Source organism: Paenibacillus vulneris, from assembly GCF_039543185.1.
Lineage (GTDB): Bacteria > Bacillota > Bacilli > Paenibacillales > NBRC-103111 > Paenibacillus_S > Paenibacillus_S vulneris.
The window spans coordinates 33,936-58,438 of sequence record NZ_BAABJG010000006.1; the positions used below are offsets into that span (position 1 = coordinate 33,936).

Consider the following 24,503-nt stretch of genomic DNA (forward strand, 5'->3'; position numbering starts at 1 on the left):
CATTCTACCTCCATGGGCGGGCAGAACGGCAATTCATCCGATTGCGATTGATGTATCAGCCTTTCACTCCGCCTACGGTCAAGCCCTTGACAAAATATTTTTGCAAGAACGGATACACGATAATGATCGGCAAGCTGGCGATAATCGTCATGGTTGCACGAATGGATGTCGGTGTTACAGCCGTAACACCACTTTGAGCGGAAGCGAATGCGTCGGCGGCAGTAGCGCCGGAATTCGCGGATGTGTTCGACGTTTGCAATATTTTCATCAGCTCGTACTGAAGGGTACTGAGATTCGTATTCGAGGAATTGTACAGGAACACGTCGAACCAGGAATTCCATTGTCCAACCGCCACGAACAGCGAAACCGTCGCGAGAGCCGGAACCGTTAGCGGGAGCACAATCTGCATGAAGGTCGTAAATTCGCCTGCACCGTCAATTCGCGCCGATTCCAGCAAGCCGTCCGGCAAGCCCTCGATGAACGAGCGAATGACGATCATGTTGAATACGCCGATAATACCGGGAATGATATAGACCCAGAAGGAGTTCGTCAGACCCAGTTCACGAATCAGCAGGTATCCCGGAATGAGGCCCCCGCTGAAGTACATGGTGAAGACGAAAGCCAGCGTGACAAATTTGCGCAGCACAAACTCCCGGCGGGTGACCGTATAGGCCAGCATGGCGGTGCAGAACACGGATACGACCGTACCGAGGACCGTTCGCAGCGCGGATATTAAGGTTGCGTGATAAATGCTTGCTTCATTAAAAATGTATTCGTAGTTTTTCCAAGTAAACATTCGAGGCCATAGGTAAATGCCTCCGCGAATCGAATCGTTCGCATCATTGAGCGATACGGCTGCCATGTTGACAAACGGATACAGCGTGACAACCATGAGACAGCACATCGCTATCACGTTGCCTATGTCGAATAAGGTGTCCGGCAGATTGGAATATCTCCGTGACGAGGGGGTAATGTCGCTCATTCTTGCTCTGCCTCCTTAGAAAAGTCTGCTTTCGCCCAGCTTCTTCGCGATCGAATTGGCAGCGAACAGGAATATAAAGCTGACTACCGTCTTGAACATGCCTGCCGCCGTCGCAAGGGAATAGTTGTTCATGTTCAATCCGTATTTCAGCACGAATATATCAAGATTGTCAGAGAAGTCCACGGTCATCCCGTTCCCGAGCAAGTATTGCGGCTCGAAACCTGACTCCAGAATATGCCCAAGATTCATAATCAATAAAATGACAATAACCGGCTTCAACCCGGGAAGTGTAATGTACGCAATGCGCTGCAGCCGGTTGGCTCCGTCGATTTCAGCCGCTTCATACTGTGAAGGGTCGATCGTCGTGATCGCAGCCAAATAAACAATCGTATTCCAGCCTACATCTTTCCAAACCTCGGACATTCCGAGGATACCCCAGAAATATTCGCCCTTGCCAAGCCATAGCACAGGGCCCTCAATCAATCCCAGCTTCAACAAGATTATATTCACGATGCCTTCCGGCGATAACACCGTCGAAATGATGCTGGCCGCAACGACCCAAGAAATAAAATGCGGTAAGTAGCTGACGGTCTGAACTACCCGCTTGAACACCAAATGGCGCAGCTCGTTAAGCAGAATCGCCAGGGCAATCGCCGTAACGAAGCCAAGCACAAGCTTGATAGAGCTCATTACAAGCGTATTGCGCAGCACCCTGTAAAACGCATCGTCATTAAACAGAAACCGAAAGTTTGCCAAGCCTACCCATTCCTGATCAGCGAAGCTTCTCGCAGGCCGGTATTTTTGGAAGGCGATGGTCCACCCCCACAATGGAACATATTTGAACACAAACACCCATATCAAGAACGGTACCGACATCAAAACCAGCGTTTTTTGCTGCATCAGCTTTTTAAAGAAAAGCGATAGCCGGGACGCTTGCAGCTTTGAGACGTTTGCTCCTGCCTGCAGGATGGCCGTATCTGTATGCTTTCTCACCTGTTGTTGCTCCTTTCCGAGCTTTTTCTATAAAGAGAAGGCCGGAGTTCATGCAAGCCGGCCTTCCAAAAACCTTTCATCGCCTATTGCTTACCACTTGCCTGCCGCACGGTCCTTAACCACCTTGGTTATGGTCGCCTCGTATTGTTTTTTATCCAATTTGTTCATTTCACCTACATACTCGTTCCATATCGCATCGAATTGCTCCGGCTTTGCCATGATCAGCTTCGGCAAATATTTCTTCTGCAGGTCGCCCGATTTTTGACCGAAAAGCTGCTCCGGCGTCCCTTGACCCAGGTTAATGCTCCATGCCGGGAACCAAGGACGGTTATCGGGCTTGGCGAACAAGTCGGTAAATACTTTAGCGCCATAAGCCTCCAGAATCTTCTTATCCCCTTCGGTGTAGCTCATTGAAGCTACTTCCGGCTGATTTCCTACGGCGAACGAGTTGCCGTCCTTCAGCACGGAATTGTTGCCGTAACGAGGCCAGCTGTATTCAAAATATTGGAAGCCATAAGAGCGCTTAAATTCCGGGTCGTTACGCTTGGCGATCTGATCTGCGTTCATAACGAAGCGTCCCTTGTCGTTCACCGAGTAAGTCTCGTCTTTAATTCCCCATTGTGTGAGGATTTGGTTCTCTTCCTTAAGCAAATTGTCGAAATATTTGATAATGCGGACCGGGTCCTTCGCCTTTACGGAGATTCCGATCCCGCGATTGTTCACGAAGGAAGGCGGATCGATGTATTGATCCTTTATATCCTTATCGAATACGATCGGCAGGGGAGCATACCGTTTCTCATCAATCCCTGCTTTCTTCAGGTTGTTCGTAGCATCGCCTACTTGCCAGCCGTAATTGAAGTAACCAAGAACGCGGCCGGAGGTCAGCTTCGCCAAATATTGGTCTTTGTTCACGACGAACGATTCAGGATCGAACAAGCCCTCTGCGTTAATCTCGTTCAGCTTCTTTGCCCAGCGCTTCTCCAAGTCCGTAGCTGCAAAAATTTTGGCTTCCTGCGTCTTCATATCGACAATGACGCCGCCATCGTTTGGATATCCGGCAAGGTGCATCGGAGGATTCGTCAGCGTAAAGAAGTTGTCCGCTACGCCTGCAAAGGAAACGAAGCCGATAGTATCCTTACCATCCACTTGCGGATGCTTCTCCTTGTACTTCTTAATGAGATCGAAGTATTCGTCAAGCGTCTTGATCTTCGGATAATTAAACTCCTTCAACACGGAGCGCTGAATCCAGAAGGCACCCTGACTTATGTTCGGGTCCATGATATATCCTTGGTTCGCGGAGAACGGAAGGTGATAAATTTTGCCGTCCTTCTGGCGGAATTTATCCATGTACGGGCCGTATACCCGTTTAATATTCGGGCCATACTTCTCGATCAGATCATCAAGTGCAATGAATGCGCCTGCATCCATCAGCTTATCGATTTCGCCTTCGGGTACTATGACGTCGGGATAGTCACCGGAGGCGATCATGACGCCGGACTTCGTTTTTTGGTCGCCCACTATAAATTCCATCTTCCAGTTGACACCTGTCTGCTTCTCCAGCTCTTTACCTATCACGGTCTGGTTAGCCATGATATCCTTTCCGCTCGAAAAGCTGTAATACGAGAAGGTAACCGGTGTCGTATCGTCGGATGCCGCCGGTTGTTTATCTGCCGCAGGCTGTTTGCTGCAGGCAACCGTCGCAGCTAGGAGGGACACGGCTAAGCCGGCCAGTGCTATTTTCCGTTTGACCATTTCTATATTTGTTCCCCTTTCACCAATTAGTTTCCTTGTAAGCATTTTCAGTATAGCTCGTAATCGTTTTCTTGTTCACCCGGCAAACTTTAGATTATACTTTGAAAAATGCATGAAAATATAATAACCCCACTATGTGGGGCATGCTTATTCACACATTTACAAGGGTGGCCGATACGGAAAGCTTTTCAGCCGCACCCTTGTCCTTCCCATCACGTACCCGGATCGCCTGACGGAAGCCGGATTTCGACGATCGTTCCGAAGTTTTCCTCGCTCTGTAACCGAAAATCAAATGAATCGCCATAACACATTTGCAACCGCGTGTATACATTCTTGATTCCAACATGCTCGCCGAACGAGTCCTTCTCGTGAAGATATTCCATCAATTCCGCGTACTTTTCCTTCGGAATGCCCATCCCGTTATCGCTTAATCGGAATACGAGAACTTCTTCTTCCAGGTATAGATCAATACAGATGAGTCCGCTCTCCGGGGATTTCTCTACGCCATGAATACTGGCATTCTCTATAAAGGGGAGAAAAGACATCTTGGGAATCAAGCTGCCGTACGCCTCCTCCTGCACATTCAAACGGTATTCCAATCTATCACCGAAGCGGTACTTCTGAATCTCCAGAAAGCATAAGGCAAGCTCCATTTCCTCTCGTACCGTAACCCAGTCACGTCCCCAGGCTATAGACCTCCGGAGCATTTTAGCCATATTCTGAATAATTCGGGCCGTTTCCTTCTCGGACTTCATCAAGCTCCGCATGCGGATCGTCTCCAGCGCATTAAATAAAAAATGCGGATTAATCTGGCTGTGAAGCGCATGCAGCTGAGCCTGCCTCTGTTTAAGCTCTGAATTTTTCTTTTGAATATCGGCTATGTAGACATCCTCGATCAAGCTCTGGATTTGCAGGGTCATTCTGTTAAATTCGCCGATCAGCTGGCCGATCTCGTCTCTGGATTCCTCGTCGGGAATCGTTTCGAAGTTTTGATTCTTCACCTTTTTCATATGCTTCAAAATACGAATCAGCCGCACATGCAAGGAACGGGCGATAAACACAAGGATGATCGATGGCACCAGGAAATTTAGACAGGCCAGAATAATGACGAAGGAACCGGATTTACGCACCTCCTCCAGCATGCTGACCTCATTCATAACCCCGCGCAGACTCCAGCCGTTTAAATAATTGATATTTTGATAATCTGACCGGAAGGTTAGAACACGCTGATCAGGAAAGCTGAGCGAAGCCATGGAAATATTGCTGTTCGCCCAATCAACGGAACCATCGTTAGAGTACGCGATCCGCCCTTGCGGGTCCACAAGGTAGAGCTTACCCTCAAAGGCGGAATGCTGAAGGAGCTCCTGCATCGTCTGCATATTCAGCTCCACCTTTAAAAGCTTGAGATAATTGGAATAATAAGCATAATTGTCGAGACGCTGGAGCAGGCTTAACGTATTGCCGGATTTGTAAACTAGCGGATAAGGCACCTTGGTCTGAAACAATGTAATGTACCAATCTGTTTTTTGAAGCTCTTGCGAAATATGATCGATATTGCTTGAGGTCAAAATCGTCGGATTATCGACAAACAGCTGCACTTCCTTAACGGACTTATTCGCTTGCCATACCCGGTAAAAGGACGGTCGAATATAGGACTGATAAGCCTCGATATATTCGCTGTTACTGGAATAATCCTCATCCAGCATCTGATTAAACACAGTATCCGTATAAAACAGGTAGGTGATTCCTACCGCCTCGTCGATGAAATTCCGAATCTCGCTCTTCGTTTGCTCCATAGCCGTCACGGCGTCCCGGGTCTTCTGATTTTTAACGTTATTCGTGGTCACGTAGTAAAAAATAACGTTGGTTAATACAATCGGAATAAACACAGAGAAGAAGTACATCAAAAGCAGCTTATTCCGAAGCTTGACATTATTCAAAAATAATCTTAGCATGATTGCCGCCGCCTTGGTTTTAGTGTCCGATGATTTTATTCCGGTATTCAGTAGGCGTTACACTTTCGCGCTTCTCGAATTGGGTCACAAAATAGTCTGCATTCTGAAAGCCGACTGTCTGGGCGATTTCATAAATGCGCAAATCGGTTTGGCGCAAAAGCTTCTTGGCTTCCTCAATCCGAAGCTGCAGTAAAAAATCGTTGAAATAGACGCCGTAGGTTTTACGGAACAGCTGACCGAGGTAAGCCGGATTCATATAGAAGGCTGCCGCAATGCTCTTGAGGCTGACGTTCTCGGCATAATGGGTTTCAATATATTTTTTCACCTTATGGATGCTTCCCTTGGACTGCTCCTTACGAAGCTGATCAAGATATTCCGATGCCTGGACCAAAAATCGGACAAGCAGCTCCTTCAGCTCCTTGAGCGTTATATTCATCTGCTGCCACTGCATAATCTCCGGCAATGTCGTGAGGGGCTTCTCATCGCCTTCAAGCTCCTTGACCAGCTGAATTACGCTGATAACGCAGCGGGCGATAGTATTCCCGATGGCACGGGGCGCAAAGCGCTTATATTGAAACTGGTGGAACATATGATCCACCGTGCGCAGCAAGGCTTCCTGATCCTGCTCCTCCAGCTGGTCCATCAGCTGCTTATACAGCTCCGCATCGATATCGAGCGTATACAGCGGAATCCCCTGTACCTGCTCATACATGATTACCGTCTCGCCGTCCATGGCAAATTGATACTGTGCGGCCTCACCAGCGGTGACAAAGGACTCCCTCACCTCCGTCAGCCTGCTCACCGGTTTTCCGGCGAAGATGGTTACCGTCCCATGGGCCAGCTTCGTTAAGCTTCCCTGCAAGGCTCGAAGGCTGATCTCCAGTCTCTGGTCAAAGCTCTCCAGCCACGCGTAGTGGATGAGGAGGCTGTATTTACCGTCAGCATGCTGTATCAGAGGAATTCGGTCAACGGACATACCGGGCACGTTGAACACTTGAAGAATGCAATCTATAACGTGCTCCTGTCGGGGCGCCGGTAATGTATCCCCTTTCAAGCGCAGCTCAATGAGAGCGCAGCAGAATCGGGCAGCATCCTCCATACGCAGAGCCGACAGCAGCTCCGGTTCGTCCTCCTGCTTTACTTGTCCCTGGATAAGCAGCTCCAGCACAGACCCTCCGACACGCCTGCCCTTGCTTATCCGGGTCAGTCTCCTCATGTTGATCGTATCGCATAGCTTAAGCAGAGTGCCCTGGAGCTCCTCTTCGTCAATCGGCTTCAATATGTAATCGACAACGCCGTAGCGAAGCGCTTGCTGCGCATACTTGAAATCGTGGTAACCGCTTATAATAATGAAGCTGGGCTGACTCCCCTCCTGCTCCGCCACAGTCCCTATCACGTCCAAACCGTCAAGGACCGGCATACGGATATCTATGATGACCAGGTCCGGCTCCAGCTCCTTTATAAGCTTAAGAGCCTCTTGGCCATTCTCCGCCTCCCCGGCGATAACATAGCCCAGCTGCTCCCAATCGATTAAGCTCATCAAGCCCTTCCTTACATACATTTCGTCATCTACCAACAGCACTTTATACACAATCGCTTCTCCTTACTCATGACATAATGAATAATCGATGAACATCGACCGTTCCCCTCCAGGGGATGAATCCGGTTTCAAATGATGTATGACTATCTTCAGCAATCATAGCCATGCTTGAAGTCATAGAGAGCCAAAAGACGGACCTGCTCATGTACCCGCTCCCATCTTTTGAGCATTACAAGCCTCGCTTACCAAGCTCCCTGCCGCCCTGCTTTTCGTTCAACATATCAGCGTTCACGTCGTCTGTCAACGTCAGTACCATTCCCTCAAGACATGTGAATTAAATCACATTCACATTCTTATACTAACATTGAAGGAAAAGGATAACAATAATCCATATCCTGCCTAATGACATAAGGAGCTGATTATGATGTCCTACGATCCTGCGGTGTACAGCCGCATATTGACAGGGCTTACCTTGGGCTTTCACATCCTGTTCGCCACGATCGGGGTGGGCGTTCCCGTGATGATTGCCATTGCGGAGTTTCTTGGAATCAAGCTGAAGGACCCACACTACCAATTGTTGGCCCGCCGCTGGGCACGCGGCTTCGTCATCTCCGTCGCCGTAGGGGTAGTCACCGGAACTTGCATAGGGATGCAGCTGAATTTGCTGTGGCCGAGCTTCATGCAGATTGCCGGTCAAGCTATCGCCCTGCCGCTGTTCATGGAGACCTTCGCCTTTTTCTTTGAAGCTATTTTTCTGGGCATTTATTTATATACTTGGGATCGTTTCCGCAATCCGTGGACCCATTTCTCCATCGTCATCCCGGTCATTATCGGATCCTCGTTATCCGCTTTTTTTATTACTGTGGTGAACGCCTTTATGAATACGCCTCAAGGCTTCAAGCTGGAGGGGCGAACCATCATCGATATCGACCCGCTGGTCGCTATGTTTAACCCGGCAACGCCTAGCAAGACCGCTCACGTACTGTCTTCCGCCTATATGACCAGCGCGTTTTTGCTGGCGGCCATCGCCGCTGTGTCGCTGCTTGCAGGGAAAAGACATGCTTATTACACCAAAGCATTGAAGCTGACGATGCTCGCCGGACTAGTGTTCTCCGTGCTGACGGCCGTCATCGGGGATATGTCCGGCAAGTTCCTTGCCGAATATCAGCCGGAGAAGCTTGCCGCCGCGGAATGGCACTTCGAGACAACTGCTCGGGCTCCGCTGGTCCTCGGCGGAATTCTCGATGAAAACCATGAAGTCCGTTATGGGCTTAAGCTTCCATTCGCCTTGAGTATTCTTGCCTTCGGCAAGCCGAATGCCGTTGTAACCGGATTGAACGACATTCCTCCGGATGAGCGGCCTCCGCTCTATATTCATTACTTGTTTGATATGATGGTGGCCATCGGCAGCCTCCTGATCGTGCTGTGCCTGGCGTACATTCTGTTCGCCCGAAGAGCCCGCCGTACCGTGGGGGGCGAGCTGCCCCGCTGGCTGCTGCGCTGTATTGTGGCTTCCGGACCTCTGGCTATGCTTGCAATCGAATGCGGCTGGATATTGGCCGAGGTCGGACGGCAGCCCTGGATTCTCCGCGGTTATATGAAAACCGTGCACGGAGCCACCACATCCGCGAATGTGGATTGGATGCTGCTGCTGTTCGCCCTATTGTACCTGGTATTGGGAGTTACGGTATGGGCTGTGCTTCGCAAAATGTTCAGGAGCAACTCGGCAGAGAAGGAATTGGCCGGACGAGGCCTGGAGGGGGGCGAAATGAGATGAATATCGAAATTATCGGCATCACGGTACTCTGGATCTTCCTTTATGGATATTTGATCGTCGCCTCGATTGACTTCGGCGCCGGATTTTTCAGTTATTACAGTATGATAACGGGAAGAAAGCATCTCGTGCATGGCATCATCGAGAGGTATTTGTCCCCCGTGTGGGAGGTTACGAACGTATTCCTCATCTTCTTCATGGTCGGAATCGTCGGCTTTTTCCCTGATACGGCCTACTACCTGGGTACCGCCCTGCTGCTGCCCGGCAGCATTGCGATCATCCTGCTTGCCATTCGCGGCTCCTATTACGCGTTCAGCACTTATGGAGCCAAGGACAACAGCATCTATTTGCTGCTGTATGGCGCTAGCGGCCTGTTCATTCCGGCGGCATTGTCCATCGTGCTGACCCTCTCGGAAGGGGGATTTATCCAGGAGCAGGACGGACAGGTTAATCTTCTGTACGGCAAGCTGTTCACCAGTCCCTACGCCTGGTCCGTCGTGGTGCTGTCGCTGGTCAGTATTCTGTTTATTTCTGCGGCGTTCCTGACCTACTACGCCAATAAAGCCAAGGACACCCAGGCAATGGAAGTGCTGCGCGGCTTCGCTATCGGCTGGAGCGCCCCAACGATTCTGGCAAGCCTGCTCGTCTTCTTTGCCATATACCGCCATAATCCGTGGCACTTTGACAATATGCTTCATTATGCATGGATGTTCGTGCTCTCGCTCGTCTGTTTCTTAATCGCAACCTATTTGATTTGGAAGCGGCAAAGACTGGGCTTATCCTTTATTCTGGTCATGCTGCAATTCTTCTTTGCCTTCTTTGGCTATGGAGCTGCGCATTTGCCGTACATCTTGTATCCAATCGTATCGATCCATGAGAGCGTCACAAGCCCGGAAATGGGCATTGCGCTGATCATCGCCTTTATTGCAGGCCTGCTGCTGCTCATCCCTTCGCTGTATTTGCTTATGAGGCTGTTTCTGTTTAATGCCTCGTACGTCCAGGGCAAGGCAGGCAAGTAGCCGGGTACCATCAAACCTTCCCTTCATTACATGGAAAAAATTCGGCACCGCTGTAAAAAAGTAAAAAAAGCCCGAGCGCCTTCTATTTTGGAAGGAACCCGGGCTTGCGCTCGTTATGCTGTAACAGGTCTCAGTCGAAATAAACGGCCTTCCCTGTTTTCGACGATTCATAGATCGCCTCTAATATTTCCGAAACGACGCAGGCCTGCTCCGGCGTAACAACCGGCTCCTTATCCTGCTCGACAGCTTCAAGCCACAAGCGCATTTCCAGATCGGCCGGGCTTTCCTTTTTCCCGTCGTAGAAGTCTACGCCTTTGGCGTCCAGCTGAATTTGATTCATGAACAGGCGGCTGTGCTTTTCACCGTTAATGCGCAAACCGTCCTGCATATCGGCCCCGCCCTCCGTGCCGCAAAGGGTGGTTTTGGCTTCTCCCGTTTGCAGCATGTTGATGGCCCAGCTGGATTCCAGCATGATCGTCGCACCGTTCTGCATGGTGATCATTCCGAACGCCGAATCTTCCACCGTAAATTTCTCCGGGTCCCACGAGCCCCAGGCATTAGCTGCATCATGCTTTTGGGACAGCTTATGGAAGGCCGTGCCCAGTACTGCTTTTGGCTTATAATTGTCCATCATCCAAAGGGTCAGATCCAGCGCATGCGTCCCGATATCGATCAACGGGCCTCCGCCTTGCTTCTCCTCATCCAGGAACACGCCCCAGGTCGGTACGGCACGGCGGCGAATGGCATGTGCTTTTGCAAAATAGATCTCGCCCAGCTCGCCGTCGGAGCATATTCTCTTCAGGTATTGGCTGTCGGAACGGAAGCGGTTCTGATACCCTATTGTCAGCTTCTTGCCGGTGCGCTTGGCAGCTTCGACCATCCTGCGCGCGTCAGCGGCTGTCTTGGCCATAGGCTTCTCACACATGACATGCTTGTCCGCTTCAAGCGAAGCGATCGAGATTTCGGCATGGGAATCGTTCGGTGTGCATACATGCACAATATCGATAGAGCTATCCTTCAGAAGCTCTCTATAATCCTCATATACTTTGGCATCCGGAGTTCCGAATTTGGCTGCCGCCTCCTGAGCTCTCTCCAGCTCAATATCGCAAAACGCGACCATTTCAACGTTAGCCTGATTTTTCAATGCCGGCATATGCTTCCCATTGGCAATGCCGCCACAGCCGATAATCCCTATTCTAAATTTAGCAGACATTCTGTTCGTCCTCCTTGGGTACGGTCTCTCACATGAACTTGTTCCTTACTTAGCCATAGTATAGTGAAGAATGTCCCGAAAAGATATTTCTAATCTGGCTGATATTATATCCGATTTTGTCATGAAATAATGATTCGCTTCCAAATCATCCTGCCGCATCCAGTCGTCAGCAATCGACAGAAATTTCCCGGGAAATGGCAGAAGCATCGGCATTCGAAACCAGGGCTCCTCAACAGCTTCAACTTTAATGCGGGCCATGGCATCGAGTCTGATTCGGGTACTTTTCGGTGAACCCAACTAAAGTAAGTCAAAAAAAAGAAGCGCCACCTTAGCAGGCTCGCTTCTATTTTGCAGCATCTATGCTTTTTTCACCACGGAGGTGACGAGCTTATAGCCGACTCCCCGAATCGATTCAATCTGTACGCTCTGCTGATTCATCTCCAGCTTCTTGCGCAAAGAGCTGACATGCACATCCACCGTCCGCTGTCCGCCGATATAGTCGAAGCCCCAGACGATATTCATCAGATCATCCCGTGTCACGACGACTCCAGGCCGTTGAACCAAATAGAGAAGAACCTCAAACTCCTTCGGTCGAAGCGGTATGGATTCCCCGTTCAGCATAACCTCATACTTTTCCGGATAAATATACAAATCGCCGGCGGTAATGACCTTTTCCCCGGTCGTATTTCTATCCTGCAGCTGCTCCTCGGACATCGTCCTGCGCAGCACCGCCGAGACGCGCGCCAGCAGCTCGGCTACTCCGAAGGGCTTCGTAATATAGTCATCCGCGCCGTATTTCAGACCTTGTACGACTTCTTCCTCCGCATTCCGTGCCGTCAAAATGATGACCGGCGTTTTATTGCCCTTCTGACGAAGCTTGGACAAGATTTCAAACCCGTTCAACCCCGGAAGCATAATATCTAGAATGATCAAATCAAAAGCATGCTGAAGTGCGGTCTGCAGCCCTTCACTGCCGTGATCAACCACTTTCGTTTCATACCCGTCCTGAGAAAGATTATAAGAGAGCAGTCTTGCTAATGTAGGCTCGTCTTCAATAACTAAAATTTTTTGCGTCATGGGAATCCCCCGTTTTAGTTTCTAATAAGACAAGCTTATCATAGCCTAGTTTTGTTGGCAAAATGTAAAGTGTTAATTTCATGTAAAAATTTTGCCCCCTGGCATCAAATATTGGGTAAGTTTGCTGAGAAACCTATAGAGCTAGAACTATTGCCAATATACTCCGGTGGGATGCCCCTCCAGCTACCGTTTCAAGCACTAATGCTAAGAAAGCCTTATGGAATCTTGAAAAATCCATAAGGCCTCTATATACAATTAATGAATCACAGGCAGCTCAATGATGAATCGGGTCCCCATCCCCACTTCGCTTTCCACACGAATGGTTCCCTTATGCAGCTCTACCAGATGCTTTACGATGGATAGACCCAGACCGGTTCCGCCGGAGCTGCGGGATCTGGCTTTATCCACGCGATAGAACCGTTCGAAGATACGGGGCAGATCTTTTTTGGGAATGCCTATCCCGGTGTCGGAGATCGTCATAAGAATTCGCTCGTAATCATCTCCGATAGGATCGATAGGCTCTACCTTCACCTTCACCTTACCGCCCTCAGGAGTATAATTGATCCCGTTGGATAAAAGGTTGATCAAAATTTGCCGCAGCCTGTCCTCATCCGCCTCGATGTACATGTCCTCATCCACCTGCATATCGAGGGAGATCGATTTCTTCATCGCTTCCGTATTCATGACATGGAGGCAGTTGCCGACAAACGTATGCATATGCACCGGAGAGAACTGCAGCGGGATCCGCTTGGACTCGATCTTCGATAGCTCGAGGATGTCACCGATCAGCCGGTTCAGCCGCTCACTCTCGTCAAAAATAATCTGCAGGAACGACCTTGCCGTCTCCTTATCGTTCAATGCTCCGGCAAGCAGCGTCTCCGCAAAGCCTTTGACCGCAGCAATCGGCGTTTTGAGCTCATGGGATACGTTGGCGACGAACTCGCTGCGCATCCGTTCCAGACGCCGGACGGCCGTAATATCATGGAGCACGATCAGCACGCCCGCCCACTCCTCTTCGTTCAAGGAGATAGGGATAAGGTTGATCTCTAATATGCGCTCCGACGGGTAATAAAATATCATTTCATCCCGGATCAGCTCCCGGGAGTCGATGCATTCCTGAATCAATTGCGTGAACTCGTACTGCTGCTTCGCTTCATCGAATTTTTTGCCCAGCAGCTCCTGCGCGGAGAAGCCGAGGATATCTTCCGCCGATGGGTTCAGCAGCACAATTTTCCCGTCGCGGTCGATCATAACGACACCGCTGATCATATTCTCAAGGACGCTTTTCAACCGGCTCTCGTCTTCGAGAATCCGGTTCATCTGCAGCTGCAGACTGTCCGCCATCTGGTTAATCGCCTGCCCCAGCTGACCTACCTCGTCCTTTTTCCGAAGGTGTACTCTGGCTTTGTAGTTCATGTTCGTGATCTGATTAGCGACTCTTGTAATCATCTCAATGGGGCGGGTCAGGCCGTACGCAACCCTGTAGCTGATTAAAGCAGCAATAACGAATACGGTCAGCAAACCTATCAGGATGCCATACCAAACCTTGCGGATCGATGCGTCTACATCCTCCAGACTCATGGCCAGCCGGGCATAGCCTTTGATGGTCGAGCCGTCCTTGACCGGAACGACAACATAGAGCATATTGCGCTGAATCGTTGTGCTGTACCGCATGTCGGAGCCGAACTCCCCGTTTTGGGCCGCCTCGGCTACCTCTTTTCGCGACAAGTGATTTTCCATCTCCTGCGGATTCGAATCCGAATCCCCCAGGACCTTGCCATCGGCTCGTATATACGTCACGCGGGCGTCGGCAGATTGCTTCAGCTGCTTCGCCAGATCGGTGAAGTATCGCATCTGCTCGCTCTCCGTACCCTCCTGCTTCCAATCCAGGGTAAACAAGATCACCTTAAGCTCTCTATCCATATTCGTCTTCAGGGCCTCAATATGAGACTCCTTCAGCATCCGTGACATGAACAGTCCGGCTGCCAGCATTGAGGCTCCGATCAGCACAATAAATAGCAAGGTGAGACGAACTCGAAATTTTTGCATAATTCCCTCCGTTTGAGGCTGCTTATCGACTTGCAGGGCCGTTCTATGTGCAGGAGCCGCATGGTCTTACTGCCACGCTGTCCTACCCGCTATCACTCATTCATTTAATAGACAGTATAGTCAATAGCGTAGCTGTTCAGCAGGAGGAATGCCAGTTAATTTTTTGTAAATGCGGGACTTCTCGTATTTTTTCAGGCACCAGAAGTTTAGGGTTGCAAAAGGCTGCTGGATAAGAATCGACAGTACGACCGGCACCGCCGTTAACGGCTCGAAATAAGCGAGCGCCAGCACCAGGCCTAGCGAAATATTGCGCATTCCGGAGGAATAGGCGACGGTGACGACGATATCATGCCGCTTCATCACGAACATGGACGCAAAGCCGATCAAATAGCAAAAGATAACCATCAGCACAACCAACGGGATGACAACGACCATGTCATGCTTCATTTGGATGACGTAGGGCTGGATAGCCGCCGCGTTGATCGCTACGACCGTCACCATGGCCACTTTGGAGCTGGGAGCACAGAACGGCGCCGACCATTCCTTGAATCTTTGCCGCGACAGCTCGTTCACGATAACCCCCAGAACCGTCGGGACAACGATAATTTTGATCAAATCCATCATGACCTTGAGATGATCGAAATCCACTTCCGCTCCGAAAAACACGGACACCTCGAACGGAATGACGAACGGGCTTAAAGCCGAATCGATCACGATCATGGATAACGCTAACGGAACGCTGCCTTTCGAGAGCCCGATCCAGATCACAGACGATACTCCAAGAGGAATAACCGTGAATAGTACGAATCCCACCACATAAGGCGATTGGGCGCCAAAAAAGGCGCTGCCCAGCGCATAAGACACGATAGGCGCGATAATATGCGCAGCCGTAAAAATAAGCAGCATCGGGATGGGCATGCGGAAGGCCTGCTTGATTTGGCTCCAGCTGCAGCCGGTAGCCATTACGAAGGTCAAGTAGGCGAACAAATAAGGCGCCCATCCTGTGAGTCCGTTCAGATGCGCAGAAAAAAGAAACCCAAGTATCAAGGATACTGGGACAATTAGAGATAAATATTTTTCTATGATGGCATTAAGCCTTAATCCGAATGCTCTCATCTTAGGCGAAAACCGTCTCTTTGAGCAGGGAAAGCTTCTCCAGGGAATTTTTGTCTACTTCAGCATGCAGACTGTTGCCATGGGAGTCCATCGTTACGATAGCGGCGAAGCCTTCGGTTTGAAGATGCCACATTGCCTCCGGAGTACCGAATTCCAGGAAATCGACCCCGTTAACCTTCTTGAAGCATTGAGCGTAATATTGAGCGGCACCGCCGATAGCGTTCAAATAAACTGCGCCATGCTCCTGCAGAGCGGCCAGCGTTTTGGCGCCCATTCCGCCTTTGCCGATAACCATGCGGATGCCGAACTTTTTAATGATCGTACCTTGATAAGGCTCTTCCCGGCTGCTTGTCGTAGGACCTGCCGCTTTCACGTGCCATTCGCCGGCTTCGTCCTTCGCCATGACCGGACCGCAGTGGTAAATCGCAGCGCCGTTCAAGTCGATTGGAGCATCGTGATCCATCAAATATTTGTGCAGAGCATCGCGGCCAGTGTACATTGGTCCGTTAATGATAACAACGTCACCTACACGCAGCTGACGGATTTGCTCCTCCGTTACTGGAGTTTGCAGGACAACTTCACGGCGTTCGGACGCTTCTGCGCTCGCTGCCGCTTCCTTCTTCATCGAGACGGTCTCGCCCTTCTCGTATACCCATTCCTTGATATCGCCGCTGTTCGCATCGAGCAGAACGCCTTGTCTGCGGAAAGCCCAGCAATTGTAAGCAACGGAGACGAAGAAGCTTGCAGGCAAACGGTTCATCACGCCCACTTTACAGCCGAGCAAGGATACTTGGCCGCCGAAGCCCATGGTACCGATTCCCAATGTATTTGCTTTTTCCATAATGTAATCTTCCAGCTTCTGGAGATCTTCGATAGGATTCACATCATCCACGCGACGGAACAGCTGCTGCTTGGCCAGCTCATAACCGCTTGTCCGGTCGCCGCCGATGCCCACGCCAATAAAGCCCGCGCTGCAGCCTTGACCTTGTGCTTGATATACCGCATGCAGGATACATTTGCGGATACCGTCCAGATCGCGGCCTGCCTTGCCGAGCCCGTCCAGTTCAGTCGGAAGACTGTATTGAATGTTTTTGTTCTCACAGCCGCCGCCTTTGAGAATCAGCTTGACTTCAATCTCGTCGCGTTCCCATTGCTCGAAATGAACGACTGGAGTTCCTGGTCCAAGATTGTCGCCTGTGTTGGAACCGGTCAACGAATCAACGGAGTTCGAACGCAGCTTGCTATCTTTAGTCGCTTGAGCGACAGCTTCTAGAATTTGCTTTTTCATGACAATCTGATTCGCGCCTACAGGGCAATGAATGATGAACGTCGGCATCCCCGTGTCCTGACAGATAGGAGATACGTTGCATTCCGCCATATCGATGTTGTTCCCGATGGTAGATAAGGAAATGGCCGAACGCGTTCCCGCATCCTCGCGCTCCTGAGCCGATTGAATCGCCAATCGGACGTCCGCCGGAAGATTGGTCGATGTCTCGACAATCAGTTTATAGACGCTGTCTTGAAAATGCTGCATGATATAATCCCCTTTCCAAATTAGGCCCTGCTCAATATATACAATGATGCATAAGTATATAATAGCACATTCCGCCAGCTTCAAAAACCGTGAAATGCAGTGCCTGTAAGGCTTCACGTCCCTTTATCCTCCGGAAAGTCGCCTCCCTTAAAGTTTTATTTAGATTTCTAACCTTACAGCAGGAATTTACTAGTGATCATAGAATACTTAACTACACGTAATTAGGAACTTTTGACTATACGTATAAGGAGTCTCACAGCTATGAGAAAACTCGTCATCAGGGCCGTTATCTTAAGCTTTCTCGGGCTTTGCCTTGTTCTTCCCTCCCTGCAAGCGGCCAAGACTAATGTCCTATATAAGGACCAGGTTGCAGTCATTATGTATCATCATGTGGATGACGACGCCAAAAGCTTCGGCACTATCACCACCAAGCTGTTTCAGGATCAGCTGACCTTTTTGAAAAGCAAAGGCTACCAATTCATTACGCTGAGCCAGTTCAAGGAGTTCATGAACGGAGCCTCCGTGCCGAATAACGCAGTATTGGTCACTTTCGACGATGGCTATGAGAGCTTCTATGTGAACGCTTACCCTATTTTGAAAAGCATGCGGATCCCTGCCGTTAATTTCGTCATAACGAAGGATTTGGAGAATCCGTTAGCCAGCTACATCCCTTCATTATCCCAGGACGAGATTACCGAGATGACGAGCGATACGAATTTCATTGACGCCCAATGTCATACGGATGATTTTCACCATAAGCTGCCCGACGGTTCCGCCGCACTAATCGGCAGGCTGGTCACCAACGGCAAGAAGGAGACGGAAGAAGAATACAAGCAGCGTGTCATTAAGGATACCCAGACCTGCATAACCAAATTAAGCGCGGTGGACCCCGAGCCGCCCGATACTTTAGCTTATCCTTACGGCTTCTATGATGATAAAGCCATTGAATATATCCGCCAAGGCGGAATTAAATACGCATTCACGATCATACCGGAAATGGCGACAAGAGATGTCGATGCGATGAAAATCCCGCGAATCAATGCCGGGAACAGTCTGATTACACCCGAGGGTCTTCATAATTCCATTGTTCGCAGCATTGTAGCCCTCACACCGCCAACCAGTGAGCTGCCTCTTGTGGAAACGATGGCGCAGCTGGGAGGCAAAGCGACTATAAACGGGAATACGGTGACCATTCAGTATAAAACCGGCCAGTGGACCGGAACCGTCAACAGCCAGAAGATCGCCGCTGCCGGCAATAATCCGGGCAATACCGCCAAGCCGGTGACGCTGCAGAAGGCGTTATGGATGAAGAATCATCAACTATTTATCACGCTAAAAGATTTGGAAACTGTCATCGGAGCGCAAATCGTGTATAATCCTACTGTACAAAGCTTTTCCGCTCGGCAGACGCCGGTGATAAAGTAGTAAACAGGATAGGATGAGTTGGATGGACAGTCATTTTTTCGCTTATATGTACCGATTGCGTTATATTGAACGCTGGAGCCTCATGCGCAACATCGTTAAGGAGAACGTGGCGGAGCATTCGTTTCACGTCGCTTTGCTGACTCATGTGCTCTGCACCATTGCTAATGAGGAATTCAACCGCAACGTTCCGACCGACCGCATTGTCAGCATGGCCTTGTTCCATGACGCAACGGAAGTGTTCACGGGGGATATCCCGACGCCGGTCAAGCATCATAATCCCAAAATATTATCCAATTTCCGCGACATCGAACAGATGGCGGCAGAGCGCCTGCTGGACATGATACCTCCAAAGCTGAAGCCCGTGTACGAGCCTCTGATCGACGCCAAATCCGCCGGATTGGATCCGGAGCTGAAGCGTTATGTCAAGGCGGCCGATCTGTTAGACGCTTATTTGAAATGCGTGACCGAGCTATCGGCGGGCAACAAGGAATTCGGCAGCGCCAAGAAGCAAATCGAGCACTCCATTCAGGAGATGAACATGCCGGAAATGGAATATTTCCTGAAGCATATGGCACCAAGTCTGGAAAAGACGCTGGACGAATTGTCCGAGGAATAATACGCGAAAGCTTGGGGATACCTATCCCTGAGCTTTTTTGACAGTATTGCATTTATAAATTTCGGGGCTCCCCGCAAAGTACCTGAATAAGCTTCGAAGCCAATTCCCCACTTTGTGGGGTTATTTTGCTTGCGTGTGACGCTGCGTCACCTTATATACTGCTTGTAGAAAGGAGGGACAGGCTTGGATTCCACTTTGTATTCGATAAGCCAGTTTGCGCAAAAAGCCGGCGTATCCATAAGAACGCTTCGTTATTATGACAAGAAGGGGCTGTTGACGCCAACGCATTGGAACCGTTCAGGCTTCCGTCAATATTCGGATTCCGATCTCAGCCGTTTGCAGTATATCATCGGACTGAAATTCCTGGGCTTCTCGTTGAACGAAATTCATCTTTTACTAAAAACCGGACCTAGACAGCTTCCTGAGATGCTTGCCCAGCAAAAGGCGATGATGATAACCAAAAGAAATCAGCTGGATGCGATTATCCAAGCAATGGAGGCAACGCAAGCATTCCTGCAAGCACATCCCGATGATCTGCAGGCCGTTACGCAGGTAATCCAAGCCATTCCAATGGAACCGATAAAAGAATCGATGAAACAGCATCTGACCGTCGAACAGACTGCCGGCATGAAAGAACTCGTCAAGAACGCCTATTCCGAGGAAGCCTTAACGAAGGTTATGGAACGGAAATGGAGTGATGAGGAACTGCAGAGAAGACAGCAGGATTACGCCCTGTTCCGAAATGAGCTGCATCGATTGGCCGCAGCGTCAGCCGATCCAGCCAGCGAGGATGCGCAGCAAATGGCGGCATTACTCGACTTCATCAACGAACGGTTTTCCGGCGGGAATGCTTCCATCAAGGAAGGAATGAGGAGGACTTGGGCCGAATTCCAGTCGCTGCCCGATGAGCGGAAAGCGCAAGCCTATCATATTCCGGAAGAAGAGGCTGCCTTTTTGAAGCAGGCTATGACCGTATATTATAAGAACAAGCTTCGCAACTCTAATTCAGAACGACTTGAACATGAATGAATAGGCCCGCAGGTAAAATCATCTCACAAAGTGTGGCCCAGGCTTCGAAGCTGAGTCTGGTACTTTGGGGAAGCACCTGAATTGATAAGTTCTATAATGTAAAAAAAGCTCGAAGGCCTTACTTGACCTTCGAGCTTTTTGCCTATCTGCCATTAGCTGGCGTAGAACGGGAATTTCATCAAGGTGACGAGGACAAAGAAAACAATCCCTGTGATCACGCTAACCGATTTGATTTTACCGATATGGTCCTTGATTTTGCTGCCGGATGGATCAGCCAAAGCTTTGCGCATAGCGCTGCCCAGCACTCCGGTTAATGCTCCCAAGGCCAGGAACAATACGACCGCCAGAACCATCCACAGAACGCTGTAAGGCTGCTTGCTGACCAAATATCCGCCTGACAGCAGTCCGATAACCAATGCCAGCTGGCCGGCCCGATTCGCTGCGAACAGCACGCTTAAAAAGCCGAACTGCGCCGAACCGGACAAGGCTTGAACCCGCATGGACAGGAACGGAAACATGAGATAAATCCCCATAAGAATAGCGGACAGCACGTGTAAATATACGAACACTTGTATCATTCGGATGCCCCCATCTGCTTAGTTTAATCCTTTTAATTATACCTGAATTGTCCAATCCTAAGCAAATGTTGGCAGCTGTTTTGGCACATATTTCATCCCTAATTGTGAACGGCAACGCCTTTTTTGGCAGCTCGTTTATCACGCCATTTGGCCAGAATGACGAACAGGGACGGCACCACAATCAAGGTTAGCAGGGTCGAGTAAATCAAGCCCGAAATGATGGTTATCCCCATCGGCCTCCACAAGTTGCCGCCCATGATGGTCATGGGAAGTAAACCGCCGATAGCTGTTGCCATGGTTAGCAGTATCGGTCTTAGTCTTGCCTTGCCCGCTTCCGCCACCGCTTCATACAGCGGTAAGCCATGCTCCCTGGCCTGCTCGATAAATTCGATGAGTATAATACCGTTTCGCACCACAATGCCAGCCAAGCTGACCAGCCCCATCAGGGCCATGAAGCCGATCGGCGAGTTCGAAAGAAATAATCCGATAACGGCGCCCCCGGCGGCCAAATACACCGTTGACAGAATGAGAATCGGGATCGATAAGGAGGAGAACTGCATGACCATAATAATGTAAATGAGCAAAACGACGACTATAGACAGCTTGCCTATCGAAGCGAAGGCGTCGTTCCTCTCCTCGTTCTCGCCTCCGAATTCTACGGTGTACCCCGCCGGAAGCTTATATTGGTTCATCTCGGCCTTCAAATCCTTAACGATTTCGTCAGGTAGCCGGTCCTGTGCATAGCTGCGGACAATGATCGTTCGTGTCTGGTTGCGGTGATGTATCTGCTTCATCATTTTGCTGCTCTGAATATCGCCCAGCTCGCGCACCGTCACGGTTCCGCCGTTTTGCGCAGGAACATACATTTTACCCATCGTGTCTACAGGATTGGCATTCCTTTCCTTGGCGTAAAGGGATACGTCCAACAGCTCCTTGCCCTGCTGCAGCGTCGTAATTTTCAGACCCTCTGTTGCTATTCTCAGCGTCTGGGACAGATCTTTGTCGCTTACCCCGAACAATCTCAGCTTGTCAGGATCCGCCTTGATCTCAATCGTGTTCATATCGACGCCTACATCATCCGAAATGCTCACCGTACCCGGAATACGGGCCAGCATCCCCTTCACCTCTTCCGACAGCTGGCGCAGCTGGTCGAGATCATCGCCGCTGATTCTTACCGCAATAGGGGCTCCTACCGGAGGTCCCTGCTCCAGCTCACGAGGCGTAATTTCCACATCCTCCGGAAACATCGCTTTCAGCTGCTGTCTCCATTCGGTAATTACTTCCTTCGTGCGAATGACCTTCGGATCGATTTTGACGAATAGCTGCCCTAGCTCGATTCCAGACATGTCGGATTCCGAATAATAGAACCGCGGGGTCGAGCTGCCCGAGTATGCCGATACAAATACGACGCCTTTCTGCTTCTGCATCCAATCGGCCGCTTTACTTAGCGTATATTCCGTCTCCGCGAATACTCTGCCGGTCGGCAGCTTGAAATCGATTAGCATTTCATCCTTTTCCGCCGGAGGAAAATACTGTACCCCCAGCAGCGGCAGCAATCCGAAGCTGCTTGTTCCGATTAACAGCGCTACAAGCCCTGTTAGTAAAGGCCTTTTTAAAAACTTATAAATCTGCTTGCCATACAGCGCGCTGAGCTTCTGAATCGGTTTGCCTAACAAGCCCGGCGCCGTATTTCCTATATGTAATGCCTTGCCCCTCTTCAGTACTCGTTCCCCGACCCACTGACGAAAAATCGGAATGATGGTCAGCGACATCGCCATAGAAGCTGCAAGGGTCAACGTAATAACGACGGGCAGAGGACGAATGAAGCTTCCGATATTGCCTTTCAGGAAAAACAGCGGCATGAATGCAGCGGCAGTGGCAATCGTAGCGGTGAGAATCGAAATGGCTACGTCCCGGCTGCCCTCTAAAGACGCTTTGGCCGGATCGTCGCCCAGCTGAAGACGCCGCTGGATATTATCATTGACTACGATAGCATCATCGACCAGAATCCCAAGAACAATGACAATAGCTACAATTGTGATCTGGTTCAGGTCAATCCCCAGCGCCTCTACGGGAATAAAGCCAACCGTAATCGATATGGGGATCGCAAGCGCTACGATCAGCGAGGTTCCGAAGGTCAAGCCCAATGAACAGACTACAATAACTACGGCAATCCCTATGAGCAGCTCTCGGCCCAATTCCTTGAATAAATGATCGAGGCTCTCTTTTTGCGAAAACAGCGAGCTTAAGGTCACATGCTCGGGGAGCTGCGTCTTAAGCTCCGCCACTTTGCTGTCGATTCTCTTTTGCAGAGCCGGAATATCAGCCCCTTTCTCCGCATTAATGACAATATCCAGAGTAGGTTTGCCGTTATGGAGCACACTGACTTCCGTTTTCTTAGGGCGCTGCTTGACATCCGCTACATCCTTTATTTTCAGGGACTTGCCGTTAGGGAGTCCGAGTAATTCCGTATTGGCGATATCCTCGGCAGACTTCCATTCCCCGCTCAAGTTGACATAGTAGGATTTGCTGTCTTTATTTACCGTCCCCAAGGGAACTCGGTCATGGCCGTTCAGGAGCGCCTGTGCGACAATGCTCCAAGGCAGACGAAACGTATCAAGCTTCTCGGTGTCCAGAACGACCGCCACTTCCTGATCGGGTAGGCCCACAATGTCCACGTTGCTTACTCCGCTAATCGTAGCCAGCTGCTTCTTCCAGTTTTCCATCGTCGGTCTGAGCGGCTCCAGCTGATCCGGAGTTTCTACAGTAAAATGCAGGATTTGTTCCGCAATTTTGCTTAAATCATCATTCACTTCCGGCTTATGCGCTTCGGACGGCAGCTCGCTCTCGGCGGACTGTACCTTCTGCTTCAAGGTATCCCAGGCACGTTTAATATCCGTGTCAGCTTTCACCTCTACGTTAATAATGGACACGTTAGCCATAGAAGTGGAGCTGAGAACCGAAATATCGCTCATTTCTTTGATCTTTTCTTCCAGCGGGCGCGTTACGAACTGCTCGACTTTCTCCGGTGACGCTCCTGGATACACAGTCTTCACCAAAGCCACCGTCAGGTCAACCTCCGGATTCTCCCGCTGCTTCAAAGTAAATATATTCACAATGCCAATAAGAACAGCCATGATAAAAAACAGCAGCGTCACCTTGCGGTATCGTATCAGCTTGTCGATCATTCCGCGCTCACTTCCGTTTTCATGCCTGGCGGACAATCCGATCTCACGATAGCTTCCGTTATGGCATCGATATATTCCGGACCGCATTGCTTAACGACGAACCATTGATAGGCGACCATCTCGACCATCCCGATTTTGGAAAAGGCGGCTATCTCCAGCTGCTCCTCCGTAAATTGCGGTGCTTCTCCTGCTTCCATCATATGCCCTTTAATAATCAGCATCATTTCATAATAAAAGGAGTCCGATATATCTTTAATCTCCTGGGAAGCTACTCCATTACGGTACAAGATCTGTAGAATCGTCCGATTCTGATAATAGACCGTTAATGCCCGGTGAATCATCCAATAAAACACTCCGTCATCCTCGCAGGATTGGTCCGGGCCGAGCTTAAGCGCCGCTGAAATCTCCTCCAGGCACGATGCGGCGATCTCTCTGAACAAATCCTCCTTGCTTTGAAAATACAAATAAAACGTTCCTTGAGCGACGCCTGCCTCCCGAACAATATCCGAAACCTTCGTCTGATGATAGCCCTGCTCTTCAAAAAGCTTCAGTGCGGCTTCAATCATATTGGATTTCTTGTCCTCTCCCACACTCCATCCCCCTCTTACAAATCAAGCTCTCCATTTATGACTGATGAGTCAGTCATATGTATAATAGCACCAT

18 protein-coding genes are annotated in these 24,503 nt (G+C 50.0%); 5 read left to right on the forward strand and 13 right to left on the reverse strand.

Features of this window, described 5'->3' with window-relative positions; translation table 11 throughout:
- Positions 1–55: 55 nt before the first annotated feature.
- The 5 genes from ABEA66_RS05580 to ABEA66_RS05600 form a co-directional block, all read right to left on the reverse strand.
- Positions 56–982 carry a carbohydrate ABC transporter permease gene (locus tag ABEA66_RS05580; protein WP_345586818.1) on the reverse strand — a complete coding sequence of 309 codons (927 nt, stop codon included), beginning with the start codon at positions 980–982 and terminating at the stop codon, positions 56–58.
- Between the two features lie 15 nt (positions 983–997).
- A complete protein-coding gene (locus tag ABEA66_RS05585) occupies positions 998–1,951 on the reverse strand; it encodes an ABC transporter permease (protein WP_345587374.1) in 954 nt (317 codons plus the stop codon).
- Between the two features lie 114 nt (positions 1,952–2,065).
- Positions 2,066–3,727, reverse strand: a complete 1,662-nt coding sequence (locus ABEA66_RS05590) for an ABC transporter substrate-binding protein (RefSeq protein ID WP_345586820.1) — start codon at positions 3,725–3,727, stop codon at positions 2,066–2,068.
- 212 nt (positions 3,728–3,939) lie between these two features.
- Complete coding sequence (locus ABEA66_RS05595; RefSeq protein WP_345586822.1) at positions 3,940–5,682, reverse strand: sensor histidine kinase; 1,743 nt, start codon at positions 5,680–5,682, stop codon at positions 3,940–3,942.
- A gap of 19 nt (positions 5,683–5,701) precedes the next feature.
- A complete protein-coding gene (locus ABEA66_RS05600) occupies positions 5,702–7,273 on the reverse strand; it encodes a response regulator (protein WP_345586824.1) in 1,572 nt (523 codons plus the stop codon).
- Positions 7,274–7,643: 370 nt separating this feature from the next.
- Here ABEA66_RS05600 and ABEA66_RS05605 point away from each other — a divergent pair, with 370 nt between their 5' ends.
- On the forward strand, positions 7,644–8,999 hold the full coding sequence (locus ABEA66_RS05605) for a cytochrome ubiquinol oxidase subunit I (protein ID WP_345586826.1): 1,356 nt from the start codon (positions 7,644–7,646) through the stop codon (positions 8,997–8,999).
- Complete coding sequence (locus ABEA66_RS05610) at positions 8,996–10,015, forward strand: cytochrome d ubiquinol oxidase subunit II (RefSeq protein WP_345586828.1); 1,020 nt, start codon at positions 8,996–8,998, stop codon at positions 10,013–10,015. Before ABEA66_RS05605 ends, ABEA66_RS05610 begins: the two co-directional genes overlap by 4 nt.
- Positions 10,016–10,145: 130 nt before the next feature.
- Here ABEA66_RS05610 and ABEA66_RS05615 read toward each other — a convergent pair whose 3' ends face one another.
- The 5 genes from ABEA66_RS05615 to ABEA66_RS05635 form a co-directional block, all read right to left on the reverse strand.
- Positions 10,146–11,228, reverse strand: a complete 1,083-nt coding sequence (locus tag ABEA66_RS05615) for a Gfo/Idh/MocA family protein (RefSeq protein WP_192701121.1) — start codon at positions 11,226–11,228, stop codon at positions 10,146–10,148.
- 357 nt (positions 11,229–11,585) lie between these two features.
- The gene (locus tag ABEA66_RS05620) at positions 11,586–12,305 is read right to left on the reverse strand and encodes a response regulator transcription factor (protein ID WP_192701122.1); all 720 of its coding nucleotides are present in this window, start codon (positions 12,303–12,305) and stop codon (positions 11,586–11,588) included.
- Positions 12,306–12,560: 255 nt separating this feature from the next.
- Positions 12,561–14,354 (reverse strand): two-component system histidine kinase PnpS, encoded by a 1,794-nt coding sequence (pnpS, locus tag ABEA66_RS05625; protein ID WP_345586833.1) that lies wholly within the window; start codon positions 14,352–14,354, stop codon positions 12,561–12,563.
- A gap of 120 nt (positions 14,355–14,474) precedes the next feature.
- Positions 14,475–15,341, reverse strand: coding sequence for a bile acid:sodium symporter family protein (locus ABEA66_RS05630; RefSeq protein ID WP_345586835.1), 867 nt, complete (start codon positions 15,339–15,341; stop codon positions 14,475–14,477).
- Positions 15,342–15,471: 130 nt separating this feature from the next.
- A complete protein-coding gene (locus ABEA66_RS05635) occupies positions 15,472–17,004 on the reverse strand; it encodes a fumarate hydratase (protein ID WP_345586837.1) in 1,533 nt (510 codons plus the stop codon).
- A 261-nt stretch (positions 17,005–17,265) separates the two neighbouring features.
- On the opposite strand from ABEA66_RS05635, the gene ABEA66_RS05640 reads away from it, so the two are divergent.
- The 3 genes from ABEA66_RS05640 (at position 17,266) to ABEA66_RS05650 (ending at position 20,074) form a co-directional block, all read left to right on the forward strand.
- On the forward strand, positions 17,266–18,429 hold the full coding sequence (locus ABEA66_RS05640; protein ID WP_345586839.1) for a polysaccharide deacetylase family protein: 1,164 nt from the start codon (positions 17,266–17,268) through the stop codon (positions 18,427–18,429).
- A 22-nt stretch (positions 18,430–18,451) separates the two neighbouring features.
- The gene (yfbR, locus tag ABEA66_RS05645; RefSeq protein WP_079908414.1) at positions 18,452–19,045 is read left to right on the forward strand and encodes a 5'-deoxynucleotidase; all 594 of its coding nucleotides are present in this window, start codon (positions 18,452–18,454) and stop codon (positions 19,043–19,045) included.
- Between the two features lie 183 nt (positions 19,046–19,228).
- On the forward strand, positions 19,229–20,074 hold the full coding sequence (locus tag ABEA66_RS05650) for a MerR family transcriptional regulator (protein ID WP_345586841.1): 846 nt from the start codon (positions 19,229–19,231) through the stop codon (positions 20,072–20,074).
- 152 nt (positions 20,075–20,226) lie between these two features.
- Here the strand turns inward: ABEA66_RS05650 and ABEA66_RS05655 are convergent, their stop codons facing one another.
- The 3 genes from ABEA66_RS05655 to ABEA66_RS05665 all read right to left on the reverse strand — a co-directional run bounded on the left by ABEA66_RS05655 (position 20,227) and on the right by ABEA66_RS05665 (position 24,430).
- Complete coding sequence (locus ABEA66_RS05655; protein WP_345586843.1) at positions 20,227–20,652, reverse strand: hypothetical protein; 426 nt, start codon at positions 20,650–20,652, stop codon at positions 20,227–20,229.
- Positions 20,653–20,750: 98 nt separating this feature from the next.
- A complete protein-coding gene (locus ABEA66_RS05660; protein ID WP_345586844.1) occupies positions 20,751–23,840 on the reverse strand; it encodes an efflux RND transporter permease subunit in 3,090 nt (1,029 codons plus the stop codon).
- Positions 23,837–24,430, reverse strand: coding sequence for a TetR/AcrR family transcriptional regulator (locus ABEA66_RS05665; RefSeq protein ID WP_345586846.1), 594 nt, complete (start codon positions 24,428–24,430; stop codon positions 23,837–23,839). Before ABEA66_RS05665 ends, ABEA66_RS05660 begins: the two co-directional genes overlap by 4 nt.
- Positions 24,431–24,503: the final 73 nt, after the last annotated feature.